This is a genomic window from Solwaraspora sp. WMMB762 (genome assembly GCF_049179115.1).
Classification (GTDB): Bacteria; Actinomycetota; Actinomycetes; order Mycobacteriales; family Micromonosporaceae; genus Micromonospora_E.
On record NZ_JBMHMD010000001.1, the window covers coordinates 5,708,886 to 5,730,630 of the forward strand.

At 72.8% G+C, this 21,745-nt stretch carries 19 protein-coding genes and 2 pseudogenes; 15 read left to right on the forward strand and 6 right to left on the reverse strand.

Translation table 11 applies throughout. From position 1 onward, the window contains the following. Nucleotides 1–2: 2 nt before the first annotated feature. Complete coding sequence (locus ACN27J_RS25570; RefSeq protein WP_421370116.1) at nt 3–320, forward strand: hypothetical protein; 318 nt, start codon at nt 3–5, stop codon at nt 318–320. A gap of 109 nt (nt 321–429) precedes the next feature. On the opposite strand, the gene ACN27J_RS25575 is transcribed toward ACN27J_RS25570, so the two are convergent. Beyond that, nucleotides 430–1,236: an SGNH/GDSL hydrolase family protein gene (locus ACN27J_RS25575; RefSeq protein WP_421370118.1), complete on the reverse strand. Its 807-nt coding sequence runs from the start codon at nt 1,234–1,236 to the stop codon at nt 430–432. A gap of 41 nt (nt 1,237–1,277) precedes the next feature. Continuing rightward, nucleotides 1,278–2,399, reverse strand: coding sequence for an SGNH/GDSL hydrolase family protein (locus ACN27J_RS25580; RefSeq protein ID WP_421370120.1), 1,122 nt, complete (start codon nt 2,397–2,399; stop codon nt 1,278–1,280). Nucleotides 2,400–2,659: 260 nt separating this feature from the next. Here ACN27J_RS25580 and ACN27J_RS25585 point away from each other — a divergent pair, with 260 nt between their 5' ends. Both ACN27J_RS25585 and ACN27J_RS25590 read left to right on the forward strand, forming a co-directional pair. Then, complete coding sequence (locus ACN27J_RS25585) at nt 2,660–3,016, forward strand: YkvA family protein (protein WP_416556109.1); 357 nt, start codon at nt 2,660–2,662, stop codon at nt 3,014–3,016. A 120-nt stretch (nt 3,017–3,136) separates the two neighbouring features. After that, nucleotides 3,137–4,513, forward strand: coding sequence for a cystathionine beta-synthase (locus tag ACN27J_RS25590; protein ID WP_421372468.1), 1,377 nt, complete (start codon nt 3,137–3,139; stop codon nt 4,511–4,513). 345 nt (nt 4,514–4,858) lie between these two features. On the opposite strand, the gene ACN27J_RS25595 is transcribed toward ACN27J_RS25590, so the two are convergent. Then, nucleotides 4,859–5,413: a GNAT family N-acetyltransferase gene (locus tag ACN27J_RS25595; protein WP_421370122.1), complete on the reverse strand. Its 555-nt coding sequence runs from the start codon at nt 5,411–5,413 to the stop codon at nt 4,859–4,861. 808 nt (nt 5,414–6,221) lie between these two features. Between ACN27J_RS25595 and ACN27J_RS25600 the strand changes: the two genes are divergently transcribed. After that, on the forward strand, nt 6,222–7,289 hold the full coding sequence (locus tag ACN27J_RS25600; RefSeq protein ID WP_421370124.1) for a helix-turn-helix domain-containing protein: 1,068 nt from the start codon (nt 6,222–6,224) through the stop codon (nt 7,287–7,289). Between the two features lie 50 nt (nt 7,290–7,339). On the opposite strand, the gene msrA is transcribed toward ACN27J_RS25600, so the two are convergent. Beyond that, nucleotides 7,340–7,996, reverse strand: coding sequence for a peptide-methionine (S)-S-oxide reductase MsrA (gene msrA / locus ACN27J_RS25605; protein ID WP_421370126.1), 657 nt, complete (start codon nt 7,994–7,996; stop codon nt 7,340–7,342). Between the two features lie 136 nt (nt 7,997–8,132). Between msrA and ACN27J_RS25610 the strand changes: the two genes are divergently transcribed. The 3 genes from ACN27J_RS25610 (at nt 8,133) to ilvA (ending at nt 12,001) form a co-directional block, all read left to right on the forward strand. Next, the gene (locus ACN27J_RS25610) at nt 8,133–9,275 is read left to right on the forward strand and encodes a cystathionine gamma-synthase (protein WP_421370127.1); all 1,143 of its coding nucleotides are present in this window, start codon (nt 8,133–8,135) and stop codon (nt 9,273–9,275) included. A 117-nt stretch (nt 9,276–9,392) separates the two neighbouring features. Further along, nucleotides 9,393–10,784 carry an amidase gene (locus ACN27J_RS25615; RefSeq protein WP_421370129.1) on the forward strand — a complete coding sequence of 464 codons (1,392 nt, stop codon included), beginning with the start codon at nt 9,393–9,395 and terminating at the stop codon, nt 10,782–10,784. After that, nucleotides 10,781–12,001, forward strand: coding sequence for a threonine ammonia-lyase (gene ilvA / locus ACN27J_RS25620; protein ID WP_421370130.1), 1,221 nt, complete (start codon nt 10,781–10,783; stop codon nt 11,999–12,001). Before ACN27J_RS25615 ends, ilvA begins: the two co-directional genes overlap by 4 nt. Before the next feature lie 63 nt (nt 12,002–12,064). Here the strand turns inward: ilvA and greA are convergent, their stop codons facing one another. Both greA and ACN27J_RS25630 read right to left on the reverse strand, forming a co-directional pair. Then, the gene (gene greA / locus ACN27J_RS25625) at nt 12,065–12,565 is read right to left on the reverse strand and encodes a transcription elongation factor GreA (RefSeq protein WP_278173899.1); all 501 of its coding nucleotides are present in this window, start codon (nt 12,563–12,565) and stop codon (nt 12,065–12,067) included. 154 nt (nt 12,566–12,719) lie between these two features. Further along, nucleotides 12,720–13,154 (reverse strand): DUF4307 domain-containing protein, encoded by a 435-nt coding sequence (locus tag ACN27J_RS25630; RefSeq protein WP_421370132.1) that lies wholly within the window; start codon nt 13,152–13,154, stop codon nt 12,720–12,722. Between the two features lie 128 nt (nt 13,155–13,282). Between ACN27J_RS25630 and mca the strand changes: the two genes are divergently transcribed. From mca to purE, 8 genes and pseudogenes are all read left to right on the forward strand, one after another. Continuing rightward, entirely contained in the window at nt 13,283–14,167 is an 885-nt protein-coding gene (gene mca, locus ACN27J_RS25635; protein WP_421370133.1) for a mycothiol conjugate amidase Mca, read from the forward strand. A gap of 51 nt (nt 14,168–14,218) precedes the next feature. Beyond that, nucleotides 14,219–14,476, forward strand: coding sequence for a hypothetical protein (locus ACN27J_RS25640; RefSeq protein WP_278173902.1), 258 nt, complete (start codon nt 14,219–14,221; stop codon nt 14,474–14,476). Between the two features lie 327 nt (nt 14,477–14,803). Next, complete coding sequence (locus ACN27J_RS25645) at nt 14,804–17,335, forward strand: putative bifunctional diguanylate cyclase/phosphodiesterase (protein ID WP_421372470.1); 2,532 nt, start codon at nt 14,804–14,806, stop codon at nt 17,333–17,335. Continuing rightward, nucleotides 17,332–17,934 (forward strand): HAD-IA family hydrolase, encoded by a 603-nt coding sequence (locus ACN27J_RS25650; protein ID WP_421370135.1) that lies wholly within the window; start codon nt 17,332–17,334, stop codon nt 17,932–17,934. The genes ACN27J_RS25645 and ACN27J_RS25650 overlap by 4 nt, the downstream gene beginning before the upstream one ends. 81 nt (nt 17,935–18,015) lie before the next feature. Next, nucleotides 18,016–19,249: pseudogene (locus tag ACN27J_RS25655) on the forward strand (thioredoxin domain-containing protein); the annotation flags it as partial. 119 nt (nt 19,250–19,368) lie between these two features. Next, a pseudogene (locus tag ACN27J_RS25660) lies at nt 19,369–20,061 on the forward strand (hypothetical protein); the annotation flags it as partial. A 12-nt stretch (nt 20,062–20,073) separates the two neighbouring features. Further along, complete coding sequence (locus ACN27J_RS25665; protein ID WP_421370137.1) at nt 20,074–21,243, forward strand: 5-(carboxyamino)imidazole ribonucleotide synthase; 1,170 nt, start codon at nt 20,074–20,076, stop codon at nt 21,241–21,243. Further along, the gene (gene purE, locus ACN27J_RS25670) at nt 21,240–21,734 is read left to right on the forward strand and encodes a 5-(carboxyamino)imidazole ribonucleotide mutase (RefSeq protein WP_421370139.1); all 495 of its coding nucleotides are present in this window, start codon (nt 21,240–21,242) and stop codon (nt 21,732–21,734) included. The genes ACN27J_RS25665 and purE overlap by 4 nt, the downstream gene beginning before the upstream one ends. Nucleotides 21,735–21,745 lie beyond the last annotated feature (11 nt).

Consider the following 21,745-nt stretch of genomic DNA (forward strand, 5'->3'; position numbering starts at 1 on the left):
CGGTGGCCGCAGCGCACCTGACCCGCCTGGTCGACCTCCTGGTCCGGCAGGTGGCCCACTGGGAACAGCCCCGATGGGCGGCGGGTGACGGCCACCGAGCGGACGAGTTCCACGACCTGGTGCAGTACCTTGCCGACTTGGGCGCGGCCGCCGAAGGGCGGCCCGGCCGGCAGGTACCCCGGCTGAGCCGGGACACCGCGCTGCCCGACCAGTTGCGGGTGGTCGCCGCCGACCTGATCCGGGCGGCACCCGATCCTGCGGCGCTGGAATCGGCGGCGGCTGCGGCGCGGCGGCTGCGCGGCCGGCTCGAAACGTCCTGATCCCCACCGGCCGGCTCGATACGCTCTGACCCGCCACCGGAGCCACCGGCAACGGCCCCGTCGACCGACGCCCGGCCCAGGCCGGTGCGGTCTAGTGGTACGCGGTGGGTCAGCGGTGCGGGGCAGTGTTCGCCGCCGCGAGTACCGCCGGAAGCAGCGCGTGCGCCCAGATCCGGTACCCGTCGGCCGACGGGTGGTAGCCGTCATGGCAGTAGGTGTTGGGGTCGGCACGGAACACCGCCCCGGTCTCGCCGGCCAGGTCGACCACCCTGGCGCCGGCGTCCCGGCCGGCGCGGGCCTGGGCCCGGGCGGTCCGCCGCCCGAGCAGCCCGGCGAGCTGACGCAGCGGCGGCGCGATCGCCCGGGCGGCGCCGAGATCCGGGCAGGTGCCGACCACCACCTCCGTCCCGGCGCCACGTAGCCGGCGTACCGCTGCGGCGAGATGAACCGCCGACTCGCCGGGCCGACGCAGTGCGGCCGCGTCGTTGGTGCCGATCAGAACGACCGCGACGTCCGGTCGTTCGCCCAGCAACGCCCGGGCGACCTGGGTGGCCAGGTCCCGTGAGCGGGAGCCGGCCACACCGACGCTGGAGAGCAGGACCCGGCGCCCGGTGACCGCCGAACCGCCCTCGTGCTCGGCGAGCAGCCGGGCCAACTGGCCGCCGACCGTGTCGGCCACCCGGTCCACTCCCACTCCGAGGGTCACCGAGTCGCCGAGCAGCACCAGCCGCAGCGGCGCGCCGCCGGCCGGACCGAGCGCCACCCGTACGGCCAGCCCCAGCTCCGGCTGGGCGTACCGGCGGTGACGGGCCAGCACCGCCTCCCCGACCAGCAGCGCGGCGCTGCCCACCGCGCCGGCGACGACCGCGGCGGCGGTGACCTGGCCCATCCGTACAGCGATGTTTCTCGACGTCACGGCGGTCACCTTCCGTCGGTACGGTTGCGGTCGCGCACGGCTCAGTCCTGCGGTCCGGCGGTGGACAGGCCCACCCGCTGATCGGAGGATACGGCCGACTTGCGGTGGTCGCCGTCCCGATCGCCGCCCGGCGGACCGAACAACCAGGTGAGCGCCGCGGTCTGCCAGGATCGGCCGGCGAACCTCGGCCTACGGCGCAGCCGGGCCCAGCGGCCGGCCGGACCGCGTTCCCGGCCGGCCACCCGGGTGCCGCGGACCTCGGTGCCGGCGTGGCGGACGGCCTCGTGCGCGGCCTGGGGCAGCGTCCGCACCTTCTCCCGGCCGGCGACGCCACCACGCGAGGCGGTGCTGGCACCGAGCGCGCCGAGTGCCGCCGGCAGCAGGACGGCGGCGGCCATGGCGTACCCCTCTGCCGAGGGGTGGAACCGGTCCCAGGAGTAGAGCCGGCCCGGTTCGGCGGCGAACCGTGGACCGAGCAGGTCGCCGAGGGAGACCGTCCAGCCGCCGGCCTCGACCACCGCGACGGTCTGCGCCGCGGCGAGTTGTCGGCTCCACCGACGGGCCAGCCAGCGCAGCGGCGGTTTGATCGGCTTGATCGCGCCCAGGTCCGGGCAGGTGCCGACGACCACCTCGGCCCCGGCTGCGCGCAGTTGCCGTACCGCGTCGACGAGGTGCCCGACCGCGACCTCCGGCGGGGTGCGGTGGGTGACGTCGTTGCCGCCGATCAGGATGACCGCGAGGTCCGGTCGTAGCTCCAGCGCCGCCTCCACCTGCGGGACCAGGCCGACCGACCGGGCACCCACCACCGCCAGCCGGTGCAGCCGGACCGGTCGCCGCTGCCGGCGGGAGATGCCGGTGGCCAGCAGCGCGCCGATGGTCTCCCGGGGGCGGTGCACGCCGTAGCCGGCGGCCGACGAGTCGCCGAGCACCACCAGGGTCAGCGGCGGCCCGGGCAGCCGGGAACCGTACACCCCGTCGCCGCGTGGCGGTGGCGCCTCGGCCAGCGGGATGATCCGCCGGGCCTGCTTGGCCTGCCCGTAGAGGGTGCCGGCGGTGGCTACCGCGGCCGCTGCGGCGGCACCTGCTCCGAACGCCGCCAGCCGGACGGCCCGCGTAGCCACGGTCCAGTCGGTCGGACGTGTCCCCGCGCCACCCGTGCCCATCGCGCCCCCCGACTGCGATCCGCTGCTGCCGTCGTGCTAGGTCTTTCGAGATTATCTCGGCCCGCGGTGCCGGGCTCAGCCCGATTCTGGCCGGGGTCCACCGGCCTGGGGACGCGTGTCCGGCGGACGCGTGTCCGGCGACAGTTGCCGATCCCGGGCATCATGGAGGGCAGGGCACCACGGGTCGACGACCGGGGTACGGTCGGCGGCCGGTGGGCACACACACATCCGGCAGGCCCGGTGACGAGGAGGTGGCCGCGATGGCCAGGACACTCAAGCGGGCGGCGGCGTTCGCGGCGCTGGGGCGGGCGCTGACCGCAGGCGCCCGCGGTGGTCCCTCACTGGGGCGGCGGCTGGCGGCGCTGCCCCGGATGATCCGGGCCACGATGCGCGGCGACTACGACGGCGGCCTGCGGCTGGCGTTGATGACCGCGGCCGTGGCCTACGTCGCGTCCCCGTTCGACCTGGTGCCGGAGGCGATGCTGCTGATGCTCGGCATCGTCGACGACGCGCTCGTGGTGACCTGGCTCGCTGGCAGCGTGCTCGCCGAGACCGAACGCTTCCTGGACTGGGAGGCCCGGCGCGAGTCGGTGGTGCCCGGTCAGGTGGTCGGCTGACCGGCCGTGCACCAGTAGGCTGACCCCGACATACTCCACCGCCGGCAGCGGGCTGTTGTCGGCTGACGACCTCAACCCGACGATGGCGCCTTGCCGGCGTCAGCAGAAGGGCACAACGAGGTGCGTTACCACGACAGCGTTGTCGATCTCATCGGCGACACCCCGCTGGTGCGGCTGCGCAACGTCACCGCGGGGATCTCCGCGACGGTGCTGGCCAAGGTCGAGTACTTCAACCCGGGCGGCTCGGTGAAGGACCGGATCGCGCTGCGGATGGTCGAGGCCGCCGAACAGGCCGGGCTGCTCCGTCCCGGTGGCACGATCGTCGAGCCGACCAGCGGAAACACCGGCGTCGGTCTGGCGTTGGTCGCGCAGCTGCGCGGCTATTCGTGTGTCTTCGTCTGCCCAGACAAGGTCAGCGAGGACAAGCAGAACGTGCTCCGGGCGTACGGTGCCGAGGTGGTCGTCTGCCCGACGGCGGTCGCGCCGGAGGACCCCCGCTCGTACTACCAGGTGTCCGACCGACTGGCGGCGGAGATCCCCGGCGCGTGGAAGCCGGACCAGTACGCGAACCCGGCGAATCCGCAGTCGCACTACGAAGGCACCGGGCCGGAGCTGTGGACACAGACCGAGGGGCGGATCACCCATTTCGTCGCCGGGGTAGGCACCGGAGGGACGATCTCCGGGGTGGGCCGCTATCTGAAGGAGGTGTCCGGCGGCGCGGTGCGGGTGGTCGGCGCCGACCCGGAGGGCTCGGTCTACTCCGGCGGGTCAGGGCGGCCGTACCTGGTCGAAGGGGTGGGGGAGGACTTCTGGCCGCAGACCTACGACCGGTCGGTCTGTGACGAGATCGTGGAGGTCTCCGACCAGGAGTCGTTCGAGTTGACCCGCCGGCTGGCCCGGGAGGAAGGGTTGCTGGTCGGTGGCTCGTGCGGGATGGCCGTCGCGGCGGCGCTGCGGGTGGCCCGCCGGGCCGGGCCGGACGACGTGGTGGTGGTGCTGCTGCCGGACGGCGGACGTGGCTACCTGTCGAAGATCTTCAACGACGAGTGGATGGCCAGGTACGGGTTTCTGGGGGTCGAGGCGGCTGAACCGACCGTCGGTGACGTGCTGGCGGCGAAGCCGGGCGGCCTGCCGGAGCTGGTGCACGTGCACCCGACCGAGACGATCCGCGACGCGGTCGACTACATGCGCGAGTACGGCATCTCGCAGCTGCCGGTGCTCAAGGCTGAGCCGCCGGTGGTGACCGGCGAGGTGGCCGGGTCGATCGCCGAACGGGATCTGCTGGACGCGCTGTTCAGCGGCAAGGCGCAGCTGCACGACACGATCGAGCGGCACATGGCGCAGCCGCTGCCCATGGTGGGCGGTGGCCAGCCGGTACGCGAGGCGGTGGCGCTGCTGGCCGGCACCGACGCCGCCCTGGTGCTGGTCGACGGCAAACCACGTGGAGTGATCACCCGTCAGGACCTGCTGGCACATCTGGGAAAGTCCGGCCGATAGTCGCACATTGTGTCCGGTTGATCGCTGGTAGCTGGGGTTGACTAGGGCCATGGAAGCGCTGCCCCGGCACGGTTCGCCACCGGGGCAGGCGACCATGGTGCTTCACCACCGCGGTGACCCTGGGCGCCCGCCAGCATCCCGGGGTCCCGCACTGTTGCCCGCCCACGCCGATCAACCGGCACGCCTCCGCCGGTTGAGCGCCTTCGGCCAGGCGTTTTCCCCCGGTTAGGGCGGGCAGTGCCGGGCGAGAGTGCGGGGCTGGACGGAACCCCCGCAGCAGCGGTCCCGTACTCTCGCCCGGCCGTCAAGCCCTGTGTGGCGGCGCGGCGCTCAGCCCGGTGGCGGTCAGCCCTGTGCGGCGGCCGGGGTCGCCGGCTCAGCTGCGGCGACCGTGAGGTCGAGCGCATAGCGCAGCTGCGGAGTCGGCACCGGCCCGAGCCAGCCGTCCCGGCCGACCCCGTCCGGGCGCCAGCCACCCGCTTCGTAGAAGTCTCGGGCCCGGTGGTTGGCCGCGTACACCCAGAGCACCGCCCGACGGCACCGGCGCTCGCGCATCGTGTCGAGCGCGTCGCGGATCAACGCCCGGCCGACGCCGCGGCCCTGGTGCCCGGGATCGACGTGGATCGCATACAGCTCACCGGTGGCCGGCTCGCCGTCCTCGTGCGGGCCGACGTAGGTGAACCCGATCAGCCGCCCCTGGTGTTCGGCGACCGTCAGCCGGTGCGTGTCACGTTCGTGGCTCCACCGCTCGACCCACCACCGCGCCGCGGCGTCCGCCCCGTAGGTGTCCAGCGCGGCATCCGGCACCATGCCCTGGTACGCGCTGCGCCGGGACCGGTGGTGCAGGTGACCCACCGGGGCGATGTCGTCGAGGATGGCCGTGCGCAGGGTGACCGCCACCCGGCCGAGCCTACCGGCATGAAACGACCCCCGGGGCTTCCGCGTCTTCGACGCGGGCCGGCTGGACTGGGCCGGCACCCCGGGGGCCGGGTGGCTGTCGTGGATTCGCCGCACCGCTGCCACACGGTCTCGACGATCGGAGCTGTCAAGGACAGCGGCTAGCGGGCAGCCACCTCACGAGTCCTATAGCTATACAACGCTGGACCACCTCCTTTCCCGTGTACGGCCACGCTAGCCGGCCGCTACGGCCGCCGGCAACGATTTTTCCGCCGACCGGGGCGACGGCGTGGACTGCCTGGCCGGGGTGCCGGCGTGGACTGCTCGGCCGGGGTGCCGGCGTCGACCGTCGGCACGGCTCGCGGGCCAGTCCGGTCGGTGGAACCGGCGGTCGGTCGCACCCGGCTGGTCCACTACCCGAAGGTGACGAATGGTTACCTTGCCCTTACTTTGAGTGGTTAATGACAATGATTGATTATGGTCTTAGTCTCGTCTGGCCTCGGGTATCGCGCCACTGAAGATCGGATGAAGTCTGCTCGGACTTGTCCAGCACGGCCGACATCTGCCATCGTCTTTGCCGGATGGTGTACCTACCCCTGGAACGTTGGTGTACATGGTGGCCTGTCGCTGGCATGCTGGTCGATGGGCCGCGAGGTCGGCGGGCCGTTACGCCGAGTCGGTGGAGGTTCGGTCCAACGCGTCCACGCGCCATCCCCGCGGCCTCTGACCAATAGCGTCAGGGGCAGTCGAAGGTCAGGAAAAGCGCGGTTGGGTTTTCAGCAGGTCTTCAATACAGGTAGGCAGGCGGAATATGAGCGATACGGGTGAGACCCTGAGGAAGGCCCGGGAATCCGCTGGTGTCAGCCTGGCGAAAATGGCCGCGCTGAGCCACTTCAGCAAGGGTCATCTGTCGAACGTCGAGGCGGGGCGGCGGACAGCGACGGCCGACGTGGTGACCGCCTACGAGCAGGTCTTGGGGGACCATATGCAACGTCGGGGCCTGATCACCGGGCTCGCCGCCGCGGTGGTGGCACCGGCCGCCGTCTCCGAGTTGATCCACCGCGGCTTCACTGCGGCGCTCGGCGACCCGGCGGCCGAGGAGCAGTGGCAGGAGCGGGCCGGCAATCTCGGGCGCGACTACATGTCCGTCGGAGCCGGTGAGCTGCAGGACCGGCTCGCCAGCGACCTCGTCGTGCTGCAGCAGCAACTCGGGTCCCCGGTGATGTGGGGACTGGCCGCCCGCTTCCTCAGCGTCTACGGCAAGACCACCGGGGAGGCGCAGGAAGCCGTCCGGTGGTACCGGTTGGCCGCGGTCAGCGCGGACCGCAGCGGCGACCGGAGCGTGCGGGTCTGGGTCCGGGGCCGCGCCGCGCTCGCCCTCGGCTACGAGGGTGCCGCCCTCGCGGTCGCGCAGGACCTGGCCGACCAGGCCCTCACGTTGACCGACCGACCGTCGCTCGGGCGGCTCAACGCGTTGATGGCCAAGGCGCACGTCGCCGGCGTCCGTGGCGACCGTACCGCCGCGCTGGCGCATCTGGACGCGGCCCGCCGGGTCTTCGATCAGACCTGCTCCGCCGAGCAGATCTCCGACTTCGCCGTGCCCGAGTGGCGGATGGCGACCTTCACCAGCATGCTGCTCGCCCGCCTCGGCGACCCGGCTGCGGTCGACGCCCAGGAGTGGGCGGACCGGACCCGGCCGGCCAGCCTGGCCCGGTTCGCCACCCACATCGAGCTGCACCGGGGGCTGATGCTGGTCAAGTCGGGTGACCGCGTCGAAGGGCTGCGGTACGCCCGGTCGGCACTGGCGAGTCTGCCACCGGCCAAGCACAGCCAGTCGCTGCGGTTGATGCTGCGGGAGGTGGAGCGGGCCGCCGCCTGATCGGCGACGGCCAGCCTCCAGGTCGGTATCGGCGACGGGCCGGTTCCGGGTCAGTCGGCGCTGCGCGCGACGCCCACCGGGCAGGTCATCCCGTTCGGCCCGTGGTTGCAGTAGCCGCCCGGATTCTTGTGCAGGTACTGCTGGTGGTAGCCCTCGGCGTAGTAGTACTCGCCGAGCGGCCGGATCTCCGTGGTGATCCCGTCCCGGCCGGCCGCGGCCACCACCGGAGCGAACGCGGCCCGGGAATCGGCGGCCTCGGTCGCCTGCTCGGCATCGGTGGTGTAGATCGTCGACCGGTACTGCGTACCGACGTCGTTGCCCTGGCGCATGCCCTGCGTCGGGTCGTGGTTCTCCCAGAACACCTTCAGCAGGTCGGCGTAGCCGATCCGGGCCGGGTCGTAAACCACCTGGACGACCTCGGCGTGCCCCGTCCCGCCGGAGCACACCTCCTCGTACGTGGGGTTCGGCGTCTCGCCGCCGGCGTACCCGACCGAGGTCGACACGACCCCGGGCAGCCGCCAGAACAGCCGTTCGGCCCCCCAGAAGCAGCCCATCCCGAAGACCGCCACCCGGGTACCGGCCGGCCACGGGCCGGTCAGCGGCGTACCGAGCACCGCGTGCCGGTCCGCCACCGGCATCGGCCGGTCCCGGCCGGGCAGGGCCTGCCCCGGTTCGGGCAGATTCGCTTTCATCGGTCGCAGGAACACCGTGCGACTCCTCTCGTTCGTGGCCTCTCGGACAACACCGGCGGGGGCCAGCTCGTTCCCGCCGGGGTACCCGCAGGTCGGGCGGGCATCCGTCCCACCGGCGGTGGCGCTCGGACCGATGGCCTAGCCTCGTGCCATGACATACGGGTTCGACACGGTCGCCATCCACGCCGGGCAGGAGCCGGAGGCCCGGACCGGAGCGGTCGTGCCGCCGATCTACCAGACCAGCACGTACGCCCAGGACGAGGTGGGCGCGCCCCGGGCCGGGTACGAGTACAGCCGGTCGGCCAACCCGACCCGGGACGCGCTGCAGGAATGCCTGGCCGCGATCGAGGGGGGCCGGGTCGGGCTCGCCTTCGCCAGTGGTCTGGCGGCTGAGGACACGCTGCTGCGTACCGTCTGCCGGCCCGGCGACCACGTGATCATTCCGGACGACGCGTACGGCGGCACGTTTCGCCTGTTCGCCAAGGTCGCCGAGCGTTGGGGACTGGCCTGGACCGCCGCGCGGATCTCCGACGTCGACGCGGTCCGGGCAGCGGTACAACCCGGTCGTACCCGGATGATCTGGGCGGAGACCCCGACGAACCCGCTGCTCGGCATCGCCGACATCGCCGGGCTGGCCGCCCTGGCCCGTGACGTCGCGGCGCGGCTCGTGGTGGACAACACCTTCGCCTCGCCGTACCTGCAGCAGCCGCTGGCGCTCGGCGCCGACGTGGTGGTCCACTCCACCACCAAATATCTCGGTGGACACTCCGACGTGGTCGGTGGCGCGCTGGTCACCGACGATCCGGAGCTCGCCGCCGAGCTGGCCTTCCACCAGAACGCCATGGGCGCGGTCAACGGACCCTTCGACGCCTGGCTCACCCTGCGCGGGATCAAGACCCTGGGCGTACGGATGGAACGGCACTGCGACAACGCCGAGCGGATCGTCGAATTCCTCGACCACCACCCGGCGGTACGCCAGGTGCTCTACCCCGGACACCGCGACCACCCCGGCCACGAGACGGCGGCCAAGCAGATGCGCCGGTTCGGTGGGATGGTTTCGTTCCGGGCGGCCGGCGGTGAGGCGGAAGCGGTGCGGATCTGCAACCGGGCCCGACTGTTCGTACTCGCCGAATCGCTCGGCGGGGTCGAATCGTTGATCGAACATCCTGGACGGATGACCCACGCGAGCGCCGCCGGCTCGCCTCTTGAAGTCCCCGGCGATCTCGTGCGACTGTCTGTCGGAATCGAAACCGTGGACGACCTGCTGGCCGACCTGGATCAGGCGCTCGGCTGAGGATCCGTCGGCGAGATCCGACGGGCGGGCCCACCCCGGGCCGGCCCGACACCCGGGCGGGTCCGGCGACGGGTCCGCACAGCGACGCGAACCGCGTACCGGCTGCCTGGAGGTGCCGTGCACGACATCGTACCGACCTGGGTCGGGACCACCGCCCGGCAGATCGCCCGGGCCGTACGCCGGGGTGACACCTCGGCGACCCGGGTCGTTGCCGACCATCTCGACCACATCGCCCGGGCCGACCCGGAGCTGTCCGCCTTCCGAGCGGTCCGTGGCGGCGAGGCCATCGTCGAAGCGGAGAAGGTCGACGAGCAGGAGGACCTGGCGAACCTGCCGCTGGCCGGGGTGCCGGTGGCGATCAAGGAGAACACCCCGGTCGCCGGGCTGCCGACCTGGCGCGGATCGGCCGCCGCGCGGACCCCGGTCGCCGAACACGACCACGAGATCGTCCGCCGGATGCGCGGTGCCGGCGCGGTCGTCGTCGGGGTCACCCGGATGCCGGAGCTCGGGCTCTGGGCGACCACCGACGACGCAACGGCAACCAGCCGCAACCCCTGGCAGTTGTCGCGCACCCCGGGCGGTTCCTCCGGTGGCGCGGCGGCCGCGGTGGCCAGCGGCATGGTGCCGATCGCACACGGCAACGACGGATTCGGCTCGATCCGGATCCCGGCTGCCTGCTGCGGCCTGCTCGGGCTCAAACCGGGCCGCGACGTGGTTCCGCGACAGCTCGGCACCGAGGACTGGTTCGGCCTCACCGAGCACGGCATCCTGACGACCTGCGTGGCGGACGCCGCGACCGGCTTCGCGGTGCTCGCTGGCCGGCGACCGGAGAAGCTGGTCCAGCCGGGCCGGCTGCGGGTGGCGGTCTCGCTCACCTCGCCGGTGGCCGGGCTGCGGGCAGATGCGGCCAACCGGGACGCGGTTGCGGCGACGTCGCGTCGGCTCACCGAGGCCGGGCACGACGTGGTCGGCACCGAGCTGCACTATCCGGCCTCGCTGGGGCTGCGGGGACTGTCCACCTGGTTCGCCGCCGCGGCCGAGGACGCCGCGGCCGGCCGGGCCGGCGGCCGGGAACTGCAACCACGGACCCGTCGGCATGTCGCGCTCGGCCGGTGGGCACAACGGCGCGGGTACGTCCGGGAAGCCGACCGCACCGCCTGGCGGGACCGGATGACCGGGTTCTTCACCGACCAGCGCGCCGACGTGCTGCTGACGCCGGCGCTGGCCAGTACCCCGCCGGCCGCGACCAGCTGGGCGCGCCGGTCCTGGGTGGCGAACATGTGGAGCTGCGTGCGGTACGCCCCGTACGCCGCGCCGTGGAACATGGCCGGGCTGCCCGCGTTGGTGGCGCCGGCCGGGCTGCGCCCGGACGGCTTGCCGGTCGGGGTCCAGCTGGTCGGGCCGCCCGGCTCGGAGCTGCTGCTGCTCGCGGTGGCCGGCCAGCTGGAGATGATGGCATCGTGGCCCCGGCACGCCCCGTCGTGGCCGAGAGTGGACAGCCCGGTATGACGGAACTGGTCGGACTGCCGGACGTCCTCGCCGCCCGAGACGTCCTGGCGGACGTGGTACGGGTGACTCCGCTGGAGCCGTCCCGCCCGTTGACCGCACTGCTCGGCGGGCCGGTCTGGTTGAAGTGCGAGAACCTGCAGCGGGCTGGCTCCTACAAGGTGCGGGGCGCGTACCTGCGAATCTCCCGGCTGACCGAGCAGCAGCGGCGGCGCGGGGTGGTCGCGGCCAGCGCCGGCAACCACGCCCAGGGCGTGGCGCTCGCCGCCGGGCTGCTGGACATCGGCGCGACGGTGTTCATGCCGACCGGCGCGCCGCTGCCGAAGGTCGCCGCGACCAGAGGGTACGGTGCCGAGGTCGAGTTCGCCGGCACCACCGTGGACGAGGCGTTGGACGCGGCCCGGGAGTTCGCCGACCGTACCGGTGCGGTGCTCATCCACCCGTTCGACCATCCGGACGTCATCGCCGGTCAGGGCACCGTGGCGCTGGAGATCCTGGAGCAGTGCCCGGAGGTCGCCACCATCGTCACTTCGGTGGGTGGCGGCGGGTTGATCTCCGGGATCGCGGTAGCGGTCAAGGCGCTGCGCCCGGACGTACGGGTGATCGGCGTGCAGGCGGACAGCGCGGCCGCGTACCCACCGTCGCTGGCCGCCGGTGCCCCGGTGCGATTGGCCGACTACCGGACGATCGCCGACGGCATCGCCGTGGGACGCCCCGGTGACCTGACGTTCGCGCACGTCAGCAAGTTGGTCGACGAGATCGTGACGGTCTCCGAGGAGGATCTGTCGAGGGCGCTGCTGATGCTGTTGGAGCGGGGCAAGCAGGTGGTCGAACCGGCCGGCTCGGCCGCGGTGGCGGCGCTGTTGTCCGGCGCGGTGCGGCCGGCCACCCCGACGGTCGCGGTGCTCTCCGGCGGCAACATCGACCCGTTGCTGCTGTTGCGGGTGATCGAGTACGGCCTGGCCGCCGCCGGCCGGTACCTGCGGTTCACCGTACGGTGCGGCGACCGGCCCGGTGAGCTGGCCGCGCTGCTGGCGCTGATCGCCGAGCAGCGGGCGAACGTGGTCGACGTCGATCATCAGCGGCGCAACCCGCATCTGCGGTTGGGTGAGGTCCAGGTCGGCCTGTCGGTAGAGACCCGCGGCCCGGAGCACTCGACCGAGCTGGTCGAGGTGCTCCGTGATCGCGGCTACCAGGTAACGTTCGCCGTCGCTGACTGACCCACCCTCGCTGACTGGCCCACCGCTGCCGACGGACCCACCGCCGCTGCGGCGGCCGCAAACTCAGCCGGCGAAGGGCTCGAACTTGTCGACAGTGACCTTGATGTCCGCGCCGCTCGGCGCGGTGTAGGTCACCGTCTGACCCTGTCGGCTGCCCAGGATGGCCTGACCGAGCGCGGACTCCGGGCTGTAGACGGTCAGCTCGGTCGTCGAGGAGATCTCCCGGGAGCCGAGCAGGAAGGTCTCGGTGTCGGCGGGGTCGTCGTCAAAGTGGATCGTGACGACCGTGCCGGGCGCGACGCTGTCCGCGTCCGGTGCCTCGCCGACCTTGGCGGTACGCAGCAGCTCCTGCAGGTAGCGGATCCGGGCCTCCTGCTTGCCCTGCTCCTCGCGGGCGGCATGGTAGCCGCCGTTCTCCCGCAGGTCGCCTTCCTCCCGACGGGCATTGATCTCGGCGGCCATCGCCGTCCGTCCGGCGATCAGCTCGTTGAGCTCGGCCTGGAGCCGGTCGTAAGCGTCCTGGGACAGCCAGGTGGTGGGCGCCTCGCGGTCGGTCGTGGACACAGACGATCTCCTTGTGGGCTTGCGGGCGGTCGAGGTCGAACTACCAACGTACCAGCGATCCGCACCGAGGTGCCGGGGTTGCAACGGCCCGGGTGTGCCGGCCGCCGGATCGCCACCCGCCTCGGCGGGTGTGGCGAGGGTCACGGTCGGCTGGTCAGGCGGCGGGTCGGCAACGTGGCACCTCGCCCAGGAACGCGACCCCTTCGGTGGCCAGCCGGTACGTGGTGCGGACGTGTCGTTCGCCCGGTTCGGCCCGGACGGTCACCTCGGACCGGCCCACCTCCGCCCCGTCCCGCGACCGGGCCCTGACCAGGCAGGTCGTCGCACCGCCGGGGGGCACCGTGACGGCGAAGTCGATGGTGATCCCGTCCTCGGTGGCCTCGGTGTAGGTGATCACCTCGGGCTGGTGCAGCGGGTCGCCGTACAGCGTGTAGAGCCGGCCGGCGATCGCCGTCCCGACCAGCACCGCCACCGCCGTGAGCAGCGCGACGAGCCACGGCCGGCGCGCTCGGGGCGCGCGTCGCCGTCCGTACCGCCCGGGTGGGAACATGGCGGCGGTCGGTGCGGTTGTGGCGGACGTGTCGGTCACCCGGGACGGAACTCCTTGGCGGACGTGTCGGTGCGGTCGGCGAGAATGGTCGACGGGCCCCATTGTCGCAGCCGGGCCCGGACGCCGCCGGCAGGGGATGTCAGGCACGGGATGAGGGAGCGTTTTCGTTGGCTGAGCAACTGCGTCTGATGGCGGTGCACGCCCATCCTGACGACGAGTCCAGCAAGGGTGCCGCGACGATGGCCCGGTACGTCGCGGAAGGTGCCCAGGTGCTGGTGGTGACCTGCACCGGCGGGGAGCGGGGCAGTGTGCTGAACCCGAAACTCGACCGGCCGGACGTGTGGGAGAACATCGCCGAGATCCGCCGGGCCGAGATGGACGCCGCCCGGGCGATCCTCGGCGTCGAGCAGGCCTGGTTGGGCTTCGTCGACTCGGGTCTGCCCGAGGGCGATCCGCTGCCGCCGCTGCCGGACGGGTGTTTCGCCCTGGAGCCGCTGGAGGAGGCGGCCGGGCCGCTGGTGCGGTTGATGCGGGAGTTCCGTCCGCACGTGGTGACCACCTACGACGAGGACGGCGGTTATCCGCACCCGGACCACATCATGTGCAACCGGGTGAGCGTCGCCGCGTTCGAGGCGGCCGGTGACCCGGCCCGCTACCCGGGTGTCGGTGGCGAGCCGTGGCAGCCGTTGAAGCTGTACTACTGCATGAGCTTCACCAAAGCGCGGATTCTCGCGCTGCACGAGGGGATGCTCGCGATCGGTCGGGAGTCGCCGTACCAGGAGTGGATGGACCGGTGGGAGGAGCGCCCGGACAAGGGCGACCGGATCACCACCCGGGTCGACTGCGCCGACTACTTCCCGGTCCGCGACGACGCGCTGCGCGCGCACGCCACCCAGGTCGATCCGGACGGCTTCTGGTTCCAGGTGCCGATGGAGGTGCAGCGGCAGGCCTGGCCGACCGAGGATTTCGAGTTGGTCCGGTCGTTCGTCGACAGCCCGAAGCCGGAATCCGACCTGTTTGCCGGGATTCGCGAGGGGCTCAGCCACTCCTGATCCGCCGGGCGTAACGTGTAGTCGACGTCAGCGACGCAGAGGGGTCCGATCGTGCTGAGTGCTGTCCATGTCCTGGCGGTGAACAACTTCGGGGACACCCGCAGCGGTGGTCTGGCCGGGCCGATGGGGCTGTTCCTGCTCCTGGTGCTCGCCGCCGCGACGGTGTTTCTGATCAGGAACATGAACGCCCGGCTGCGTCGGCTGCCCGAGCGGTTCGACGACGCGGCGCCGGGCAGCGGGTCGGCGGCGGCCGAACGCAATGTCCTTGATCCGACAGAAGGCGACTCGCGTCCCGGATCCCCTTTGTAAGCGCTTACAGGCGCTCTCACCAGGGACTTTTCTCCCCTCCAGTGGGCCTCCGCCGGTAAACCGGCCCAGTGGCCCCTGTTGCCGGAATCGGCTTTGGCTTAGCCTTCCGCCGGGGACCTTCAGTTCCTCCGACCGCGCGCGGAAAGGGGCGACCATGGATCGCACAGCTGTCGTCCCTGGTCGTACGGAACGGACGCGAGGGATGCTCATCATGGTCGGTCGTCCGCGCCGGGCGTCGGTCCACGGCCCGGCGGTCACCGGGGGTGACCCGTGACGCCGGCGCGGCCGGAACCGGCTGCGACCGCGCACCAGGCGACGACCGAAACCCTGGACGGCGGGGGCCAGTGGCGGCTGCCCGTCTTCACCGTCGCTGTCCTGGTGGCTGCCGTCGCCACCATCACCATCGGGCTGCTCACCGGGTCGGCCCCGCAGGCGTCGGCGCTCCCGCCCCTGGCCGGATTCGCGATCGTCGCGGCGCTGCTCGGCGTCGCGCAACTCGCCCGACTGCGGTTCCGCATCGGGACCGGCACGGTCAGCTTCACCTGGGGCGAGGCCGCCCTCATCGTCGGGCTCTACGTCCTCCCGGCCGGCTGGCTGCCGGCCGCCGCCGCAGTCGGCGTGGGCATCGCCTGGACCCTGCTGTCGATCTTCTCCGAGCCCCGTACCGTGCCGGAGATCCTCCGGGTCACCGCGTCGTTGACCGTCGCCGTCGCGGCGGCCGGCGTCGCCGCCCGGGCGGTCGCCGACCCGTACGCCCAGCAGCTCACCCCACTGCTCGCCGCCGCCATGCTCCTCGGCGGGCTGGTCTATCTGCTGATCACCGCCGCCCTCGCCACGGTCGCCCTGTCGCTGCGGCACGGCCGGCCGTTCGGTGCCACCCTGCTGCACGCGCTGCGCAACAAGCTGCTGATGTTCGTCGGCAACGTCCTGGTCGGGCTGGTCACGGTCGGGATGCTCGGTCACGATCCGCGTTGGCTGCTGCTGCTGCCCCCGGTGCTGTGGCTGCTGCAGCAGACCTACGGCCACCGGTTGCGGATCGAGGACGAGCGTCGGGCCTGGCAGGAGTTCGCCCGGGCGACCCGGGCGCTCAACCAGCTCGACGAGCCGGCCGTCGTCGGCGCCGGAGTTGCCGGCGGGCTGGCCCTGTTCGGTGCCGAGCGGGTCGAGATCGACGTGCGGCAGGTCGACGGCAGGCTGTGGCGCTACGTCGGCGACGCCGACGGCGGGTTGCGCCGGTCGGAGCCGCCGGCCGATCCCGTCGACCCCGTCGCGGCGGCTGAGGACGTCGCGGACGACGCCACCGACCAGATGCTCGTCCACCCGCTCACGGTCGGCCGGACCGGCGTCGGTGAGCTGCGGATCCACCTGCCGGTCAGCACCATGCCGAGGTCCCGGGACCGCAACGCGCTCTCCGCCTTCGGTGACGCGCTCGCCGCAGCCCTGCACGACGCGGCGACCGAGCGGGCACTGCGCCACCTCACCGACCGGACCATGCACCGGTCCATGCACGATCCGGTGACCGAGCTGCTCAACCGGGCGGCGCTGCTCACCAAGGGGGACGCCGCACTGCACCGGCTGGAGCACGATCATCCGGTCGCTCTGCTGCTGCTCGACATCAAGGGCTTCAAAGAGGTCAACGACACCCTGGGCAACGCCGCAGGCGACGAGCTGCTGCAGTCCGCCGCCCGGCGGCTCAGCGACCGACTCCGCCCCGGCGAGCTGCTCGGCCGACTCGGCAACGACGAGTTCGCCCTGCTCCTGACCTCGCTGAGCCCGGCGGCGGCCGGTTGCGTCGAGCGGACCTCGCCGACCGGGGTGGCGATGCGCCGGGCCCGCGAGATCACCGCGATGCTGGCCGAGCCGACCGAGGTCGCCGGCGTGCGGATGTCGGTCGAAGGCGCACTCGGCGTGGTGGTCGCCGGTGCCGGCACCGCCGACATGAACGAACTGCTCCGCCGGGCGAACATCGCGATGAGCCAGGCGAAGGCGATCGGCGGTAGCGTCGCCGGCTACGACAGCGCGAAGGACGCCGCCAACACCGACCAGTTGGCACTGTTGGCCGAACTGCGCGCCGCGCTGGACGTCGACGACCAGCTCGAACTGGCCCTGCAACCGGCGGTCGACCTCGCCACCGGCGGGCCGACCGGGGTGGAGGCGCTGATCCGGTGGCGGCATCCGCGCCGCGGCCGGCTCACCCCGGTCCACTTCGTCAGAGCGGTCGAGGGCAGTGAACTGCTCGCCCCGTTCACCCGGTACGTCGTCGACCGGGCGTTGTCGGCCGCCGCCGAGTGGGCGGCGCACGGCATCGACGTACCGATCTCGGTCAACATCTCGGCCCGGAGCCTGCTCGACCCGCAGCTGCCGGCCGAGATCGGCGAGCTGCTGCGCCGCCACCAGGTCCCGGCCCACCGGTTGGTGCTGGAGATCACCGAGACAGTGGTGATGAGCGAGTTGGAGATCATCGACGAGGTGCTGGCCAGCCTCCGGGAGATGGGCGTCCAGCTCGCCGTCGACGACTTCGGCACGGGGTTCTCCTCGCTGGCCTTCCTGACCCGGGTCACCGTCGACGAGTTGAAGGTCGACCGGTCCTTCGTGGTCCGGATGGCCGACTCGCCACGCGACGCCGCCATCGTGCGACACACCGTCCGGCTGGGCCGGGAGATGGGCCTGCGGGTGGTCGCCGAGGGGGTGGAGACCGCCGACCAGCGGGCCACTCTGGCCGCCCTCGGCTGCGCCGCCGCCCAGGGCTACCACTTCTTCAAGCCGATGCCCGCCGACAAGGTGCTCGCGGTGCTCCGGTCCCTGGCGGACTCCGCGCAGGCCCAGATCTACCCGCTGCGCGCGGACGGTGCGTCGTGACCGGCGGGCCCAGCGGTGCCGTCCGGGACTGGCTGGTCTTCGACTACGGCCAGGTCATCTCGCTGCCGCAGCCGTCGGCCGCGGTGGCCGCCATGGCCCAGCTGGCCGGCCTGCCGCAGGCCACCTTCGACGAGGGGTACTGGCGGCACCGGGACGCCTACGACGCCGGCTGGCCGGCCGACCGCTACTGGAGCCACGTGGTCGGTCGGCCGCTGTCCGCCGACGATCCGCTCGTGGCCGAGCTGGACCGGGCCGACATCGCCAGCTGGTCGCAGCTGAATCCGCGTACCGTCGAACTCGTCACCGGCCTTGCCGCCGACGGACACGGCCTGGCGCTGCTGTCCAACGCTCCCGAGTCCATCGCCACGGCGATCGACTCGGCCGACTGGGCGGCGGTGTTCCACCACCGGCTGTTCAGCTGCCGGCTGGCGTTGACCAAACCCGATCCGGCGATCTTCGCGGCGCTGCTGCGCCGGCTCGGCGCGCCTGCCGACCGGGTCACCTTCGTCGACGACCGCCCGGAGAACGTCCAGGCCGCCGCCGAGGCGGGCCTCATCGCGCTGCGATACCCGGACGTTCCGCTGCCGACCCGGCGGTGAGCCGCCCACCGACTGGCTATGGTCGGAACGTGCGACCCCACACCGTCGGAGTCGTGCCACGACCCCGAGGAGCGACTCAGCGTGAACCGGCTCGGTGAGGCGACCAGCCCGTACCTGCAGCAGCATGCCGACAACCCGGTCGACTGGTGGCCGTGGTGCCCGGAGGCGTTCGACGAGGCCCGCCGCCGGGACGTGCCGGTGCTGATCTCGGTCGGGTACGCGGCCTGCCACTGGTGCCACGTGATGGCGCACGAGTCGTTCGAGGACGACGCGGTCGGGCAGCTGATCAACGACAACTTCGTCGCGATCAAAGTGGACCGGGAGGAACGCCCCGACGTGGACGCGGTCTACCTGGCCGCGACCCAGGCGATGACCGGTCACGGCGGCTGGCCGATGACCGTGTTCGCCACCGCCGACGGCACCCCGTTCTTCTGCGGGACCTACTTCCCGCAGGCGAACTTCGTCCGGCTGCTCCACTCGGTCGGTGCCGCCTGGCGCGACCAGCGCGACGCCGTGCTGCGCCAGGGGGCCGCGGTGGCCGAGGCGGTCGGCGGCGCGCAGGCGGTCGGCGGGGCGACCACGCCGTTGACCGCCGACCTGCTCGACGCCGCCGCAGCGACGCTGGGCAAGGAGTACGACCCGACGCACGGCGGGTTCGGCGGGGCGCCGAAGTTCCCCCCGCATCTCAGCCTGCTCTTCCTGCTGCGGCATCATCAACGCACCGGCGCCGCCGACAGCCTGGAGATCGTCCAGCACACCTGCGAGGCGATGGCCCGGGGCGGCATCTACGACCAACTCGCCGGGGGCTTCGCCCGGTACGCGGTGGACGGCACCTGGACGGTGCCGCACTTCGAGAAGATGCTCTACGACAACGCGCTGCTGCTGCGGGTCTACACGCTGCTGTGGCGGCTCACCGGCGACCGGATGGCCGGTCGGATCGCCCGGGAGACGGTCCGTTTCCTCGCCGAGGCGCTCGCCGTACCCGGTGGCGGGTTCGCCTCCGCGTTGGACGCCGACACCGGCGGGGTCGAAGGCGCCAGCTACGTGTGGACGCCGCAGCAGCTGATCGAGGTCCTCGGCGAGGCCGACGGCCGGTGGGCGGCCGACCTGTACGGGGTGACCGGCGACGGCACCTTCGAACACGGCACCAGCGTGCTGCGCCTGGCCCGCGACGTCGACGACACGCCGCCGGAGCAGCTGGACCGGGTCCGGGCGGCGCTGCGTCGGGCCCGGTCGGGCCGGCCGCAGCCGGCCCGCGACGACAAGGTGGTGACCGCCTGGAACGGCCTGGCGGTCACTGCGTTGGTCGAGTTCGCCACCACCGCCGATGCCCTGAGCGGTGCCGACGAGACCGGTGCCGACGAGACCGGTGCCGCGGCCGGCACCGACGGCGACGTCGAGCTGGCCACCGAGTTGGCGGTCGCGACCGGTGCGCATCTGGCCCGTACCCACCTGGTCGGCGGGCGGCTGCGCCGAGTCTCCCGGGACGGTCTGGTCGGCGCGCCCGACGGGGTGCTGGAGGACTACGGCTGCCTCGCCGAGGCGTTCTGCTCGCTGCACCAGCTCACCGGGGAACGTCGATGGCTGGACCTCGCCGGCGAGCTGCTGGACGTCGCGTTGGCCCGGTTCGCCGCCGACAACGGCGGCTTCTACGACACCGCCGACGACGCCGAACAGCTGGTCGCCCGGCCGGCGGACCCGACCGACAACGCCACCGCGTCCGGGCTGTCGGCCACCGCCGCCGCGCTCACCGGGTACGCGGCGCTGCGCGGCGCCCCGCAGTACCGGGCCGCCGCCGAGGCCGCGCTGGCCACCGTCGCGCCGGTGGTCGCCCGGCATGCCCGGTTCACCGGCTACGCCGCCGCCGTCGGCGAGGCGTTGCTGTCCGGTCCGTACGAGATCGCCGTGGTCACCGAGGACCCGACCGGTGACCCGCTGCTACGGGCGGCGCGGCGGCACGCGCCGCCCGGTGCGGTGGTGGTGGCCGGCCGTCCCGACCAGGCCGGCGTACCGCTGCTGGCGGACCGGCCGATGATCGGCGGGGCGTCGACCGCGTACGTCTGCCGGGGCTTCGTCTGCGACCGGCCGGTCACCTCCGTCGCGGATCTGGTCGCGCAGCTGGGTTAGGCTGTCGCCGCCATGGATACCCGTACCGGACTGCCCGTCGTCGGCATGGTGGGTGGTGGGCAGCTCGCCCGGATGACCCATCAGGCCGCGATCGCGCTCGGCCAGTCGCTGCGCGTGCTGGCCCGTACGCCGGAGGACGGCGCCGCCCTGGTCGCCGCCGACGTGCAGTACGGCGAGCACACCGACCTCGCCGCGCTGCGTACCTTCGCCAAGGGCTGCGACGTTGTCACCTTCGACCACGAGCACGTGCCGGGCGAGCACATCCGGGCGCTGGCCGCCGACGGCGTGCGCCTGCACCCGGGGGCCGACGCGCTGCGCTGTGCCCAGGACAAGGCGGTGATGCGGCAGCGGCTGACCGAGCTGGGTGCCCCGGTGCCGCGCTGGCGGCGGATCGGCTCGGTCGACGAGCTGGCCGAGTTCGGCGCCGAGGTCGGCTGGCCGGTGGTGGTCAAGACCGCGCGCGGCGGCTACGACGGCCGCGGGGTGTGGTTGCTGGACACGCCGGACGAGCTGGTCGCCGCCGGGCTCGACCCGGCCGGCCCGTCGGCCGACCCGGCGGTGGAGCTGATCGCCGAGGAGCGGGTGAAGCTGGTCCGCGAGCTGGCGGTGCAGGTGGCCCGCTCGCCGTTCGGTCAGCTGGCGGTCTACCCGGTGGTGGAGACCGTGCAACGGGACGGCATCTGTGTCGAGGTGCTGGCGCCCGCGCCGGCCCTGCCGCAGTCGCGCGCTCTGGCCGCCCAGCAGCTGGCCATCGACCTGGCCAGCGCGCTCGACGTGGTCGGGCTGCTGGCGGTGGAGCTGTTCGAGGTGCCCGGTGGCCTGGTGGTCAACGAGCTGGCGATGCGGCCGCACAATTCCGGGCACTGGACCATCGAGGGGGCCCGTACCTCCCAATTCGAGCAGCATCTGCGGGCGGTCCTGGACTATCCGATGGGTGACACCGGGCTGACCGCCCCGGCGGTGGTGATGGCCAACGTGCTTGGCGGCGCGGACGGCGGGATGGGCATCGACGAGCGGCTGCACCACCTGTTCGCGACCGACCCCGGCGCCAAGGTCCACCTGTACGGCAAACAGGTCCGGCCGGGCCGCAAGATCGGCCACGTGACGGTGCTCGGCGAGGACCTCACCGACGTCCGGAATCGGGCCGCCCGGGCCGCCCGCTGGCTACAGGAGGGTCGATGATCGGCGTCATCATGGGCAGCGACTCGGACTGGCCGACGATGCGGGCCGCCGCCGAGGCTCTCGCCGAGTTCGACGTCGAGCACGAGGTGCGGGTGATTTCGGCGCACCGCACCCCGCACGGCATGCTCGACTATGCCGGCACCGCCGCCGACCGTGGCCTCCAGGTGATCATCGCCGGGGCGGGCGGTGCGGCGCACCTGCCGGGCATGGTCGCCTCGGCGACGCCGCTGCCGGTGATCGGGGTGCCGGTGCCGTTGAAGCACCTGGACGGGATGGACTCGCTGCTGTCGATCGTGCAGATGCCGGCGGGCGTGCCGGTGGCCACGGTGTCGATCGGTGGCGCCCGCAACGCCGGTCTGCTGGCGGTGCGGATCCTCGCCGCCACCGACCCGGGGCTGCGCGCCCGGATGCTCGCCTACCAGCAGGAGCTGGTCGAGCTGGTCGCCACGAAGGACGCCGCGCTGCAGGCGTCAGCCGGCGGTACCGCCTAACCCCGAGCGGC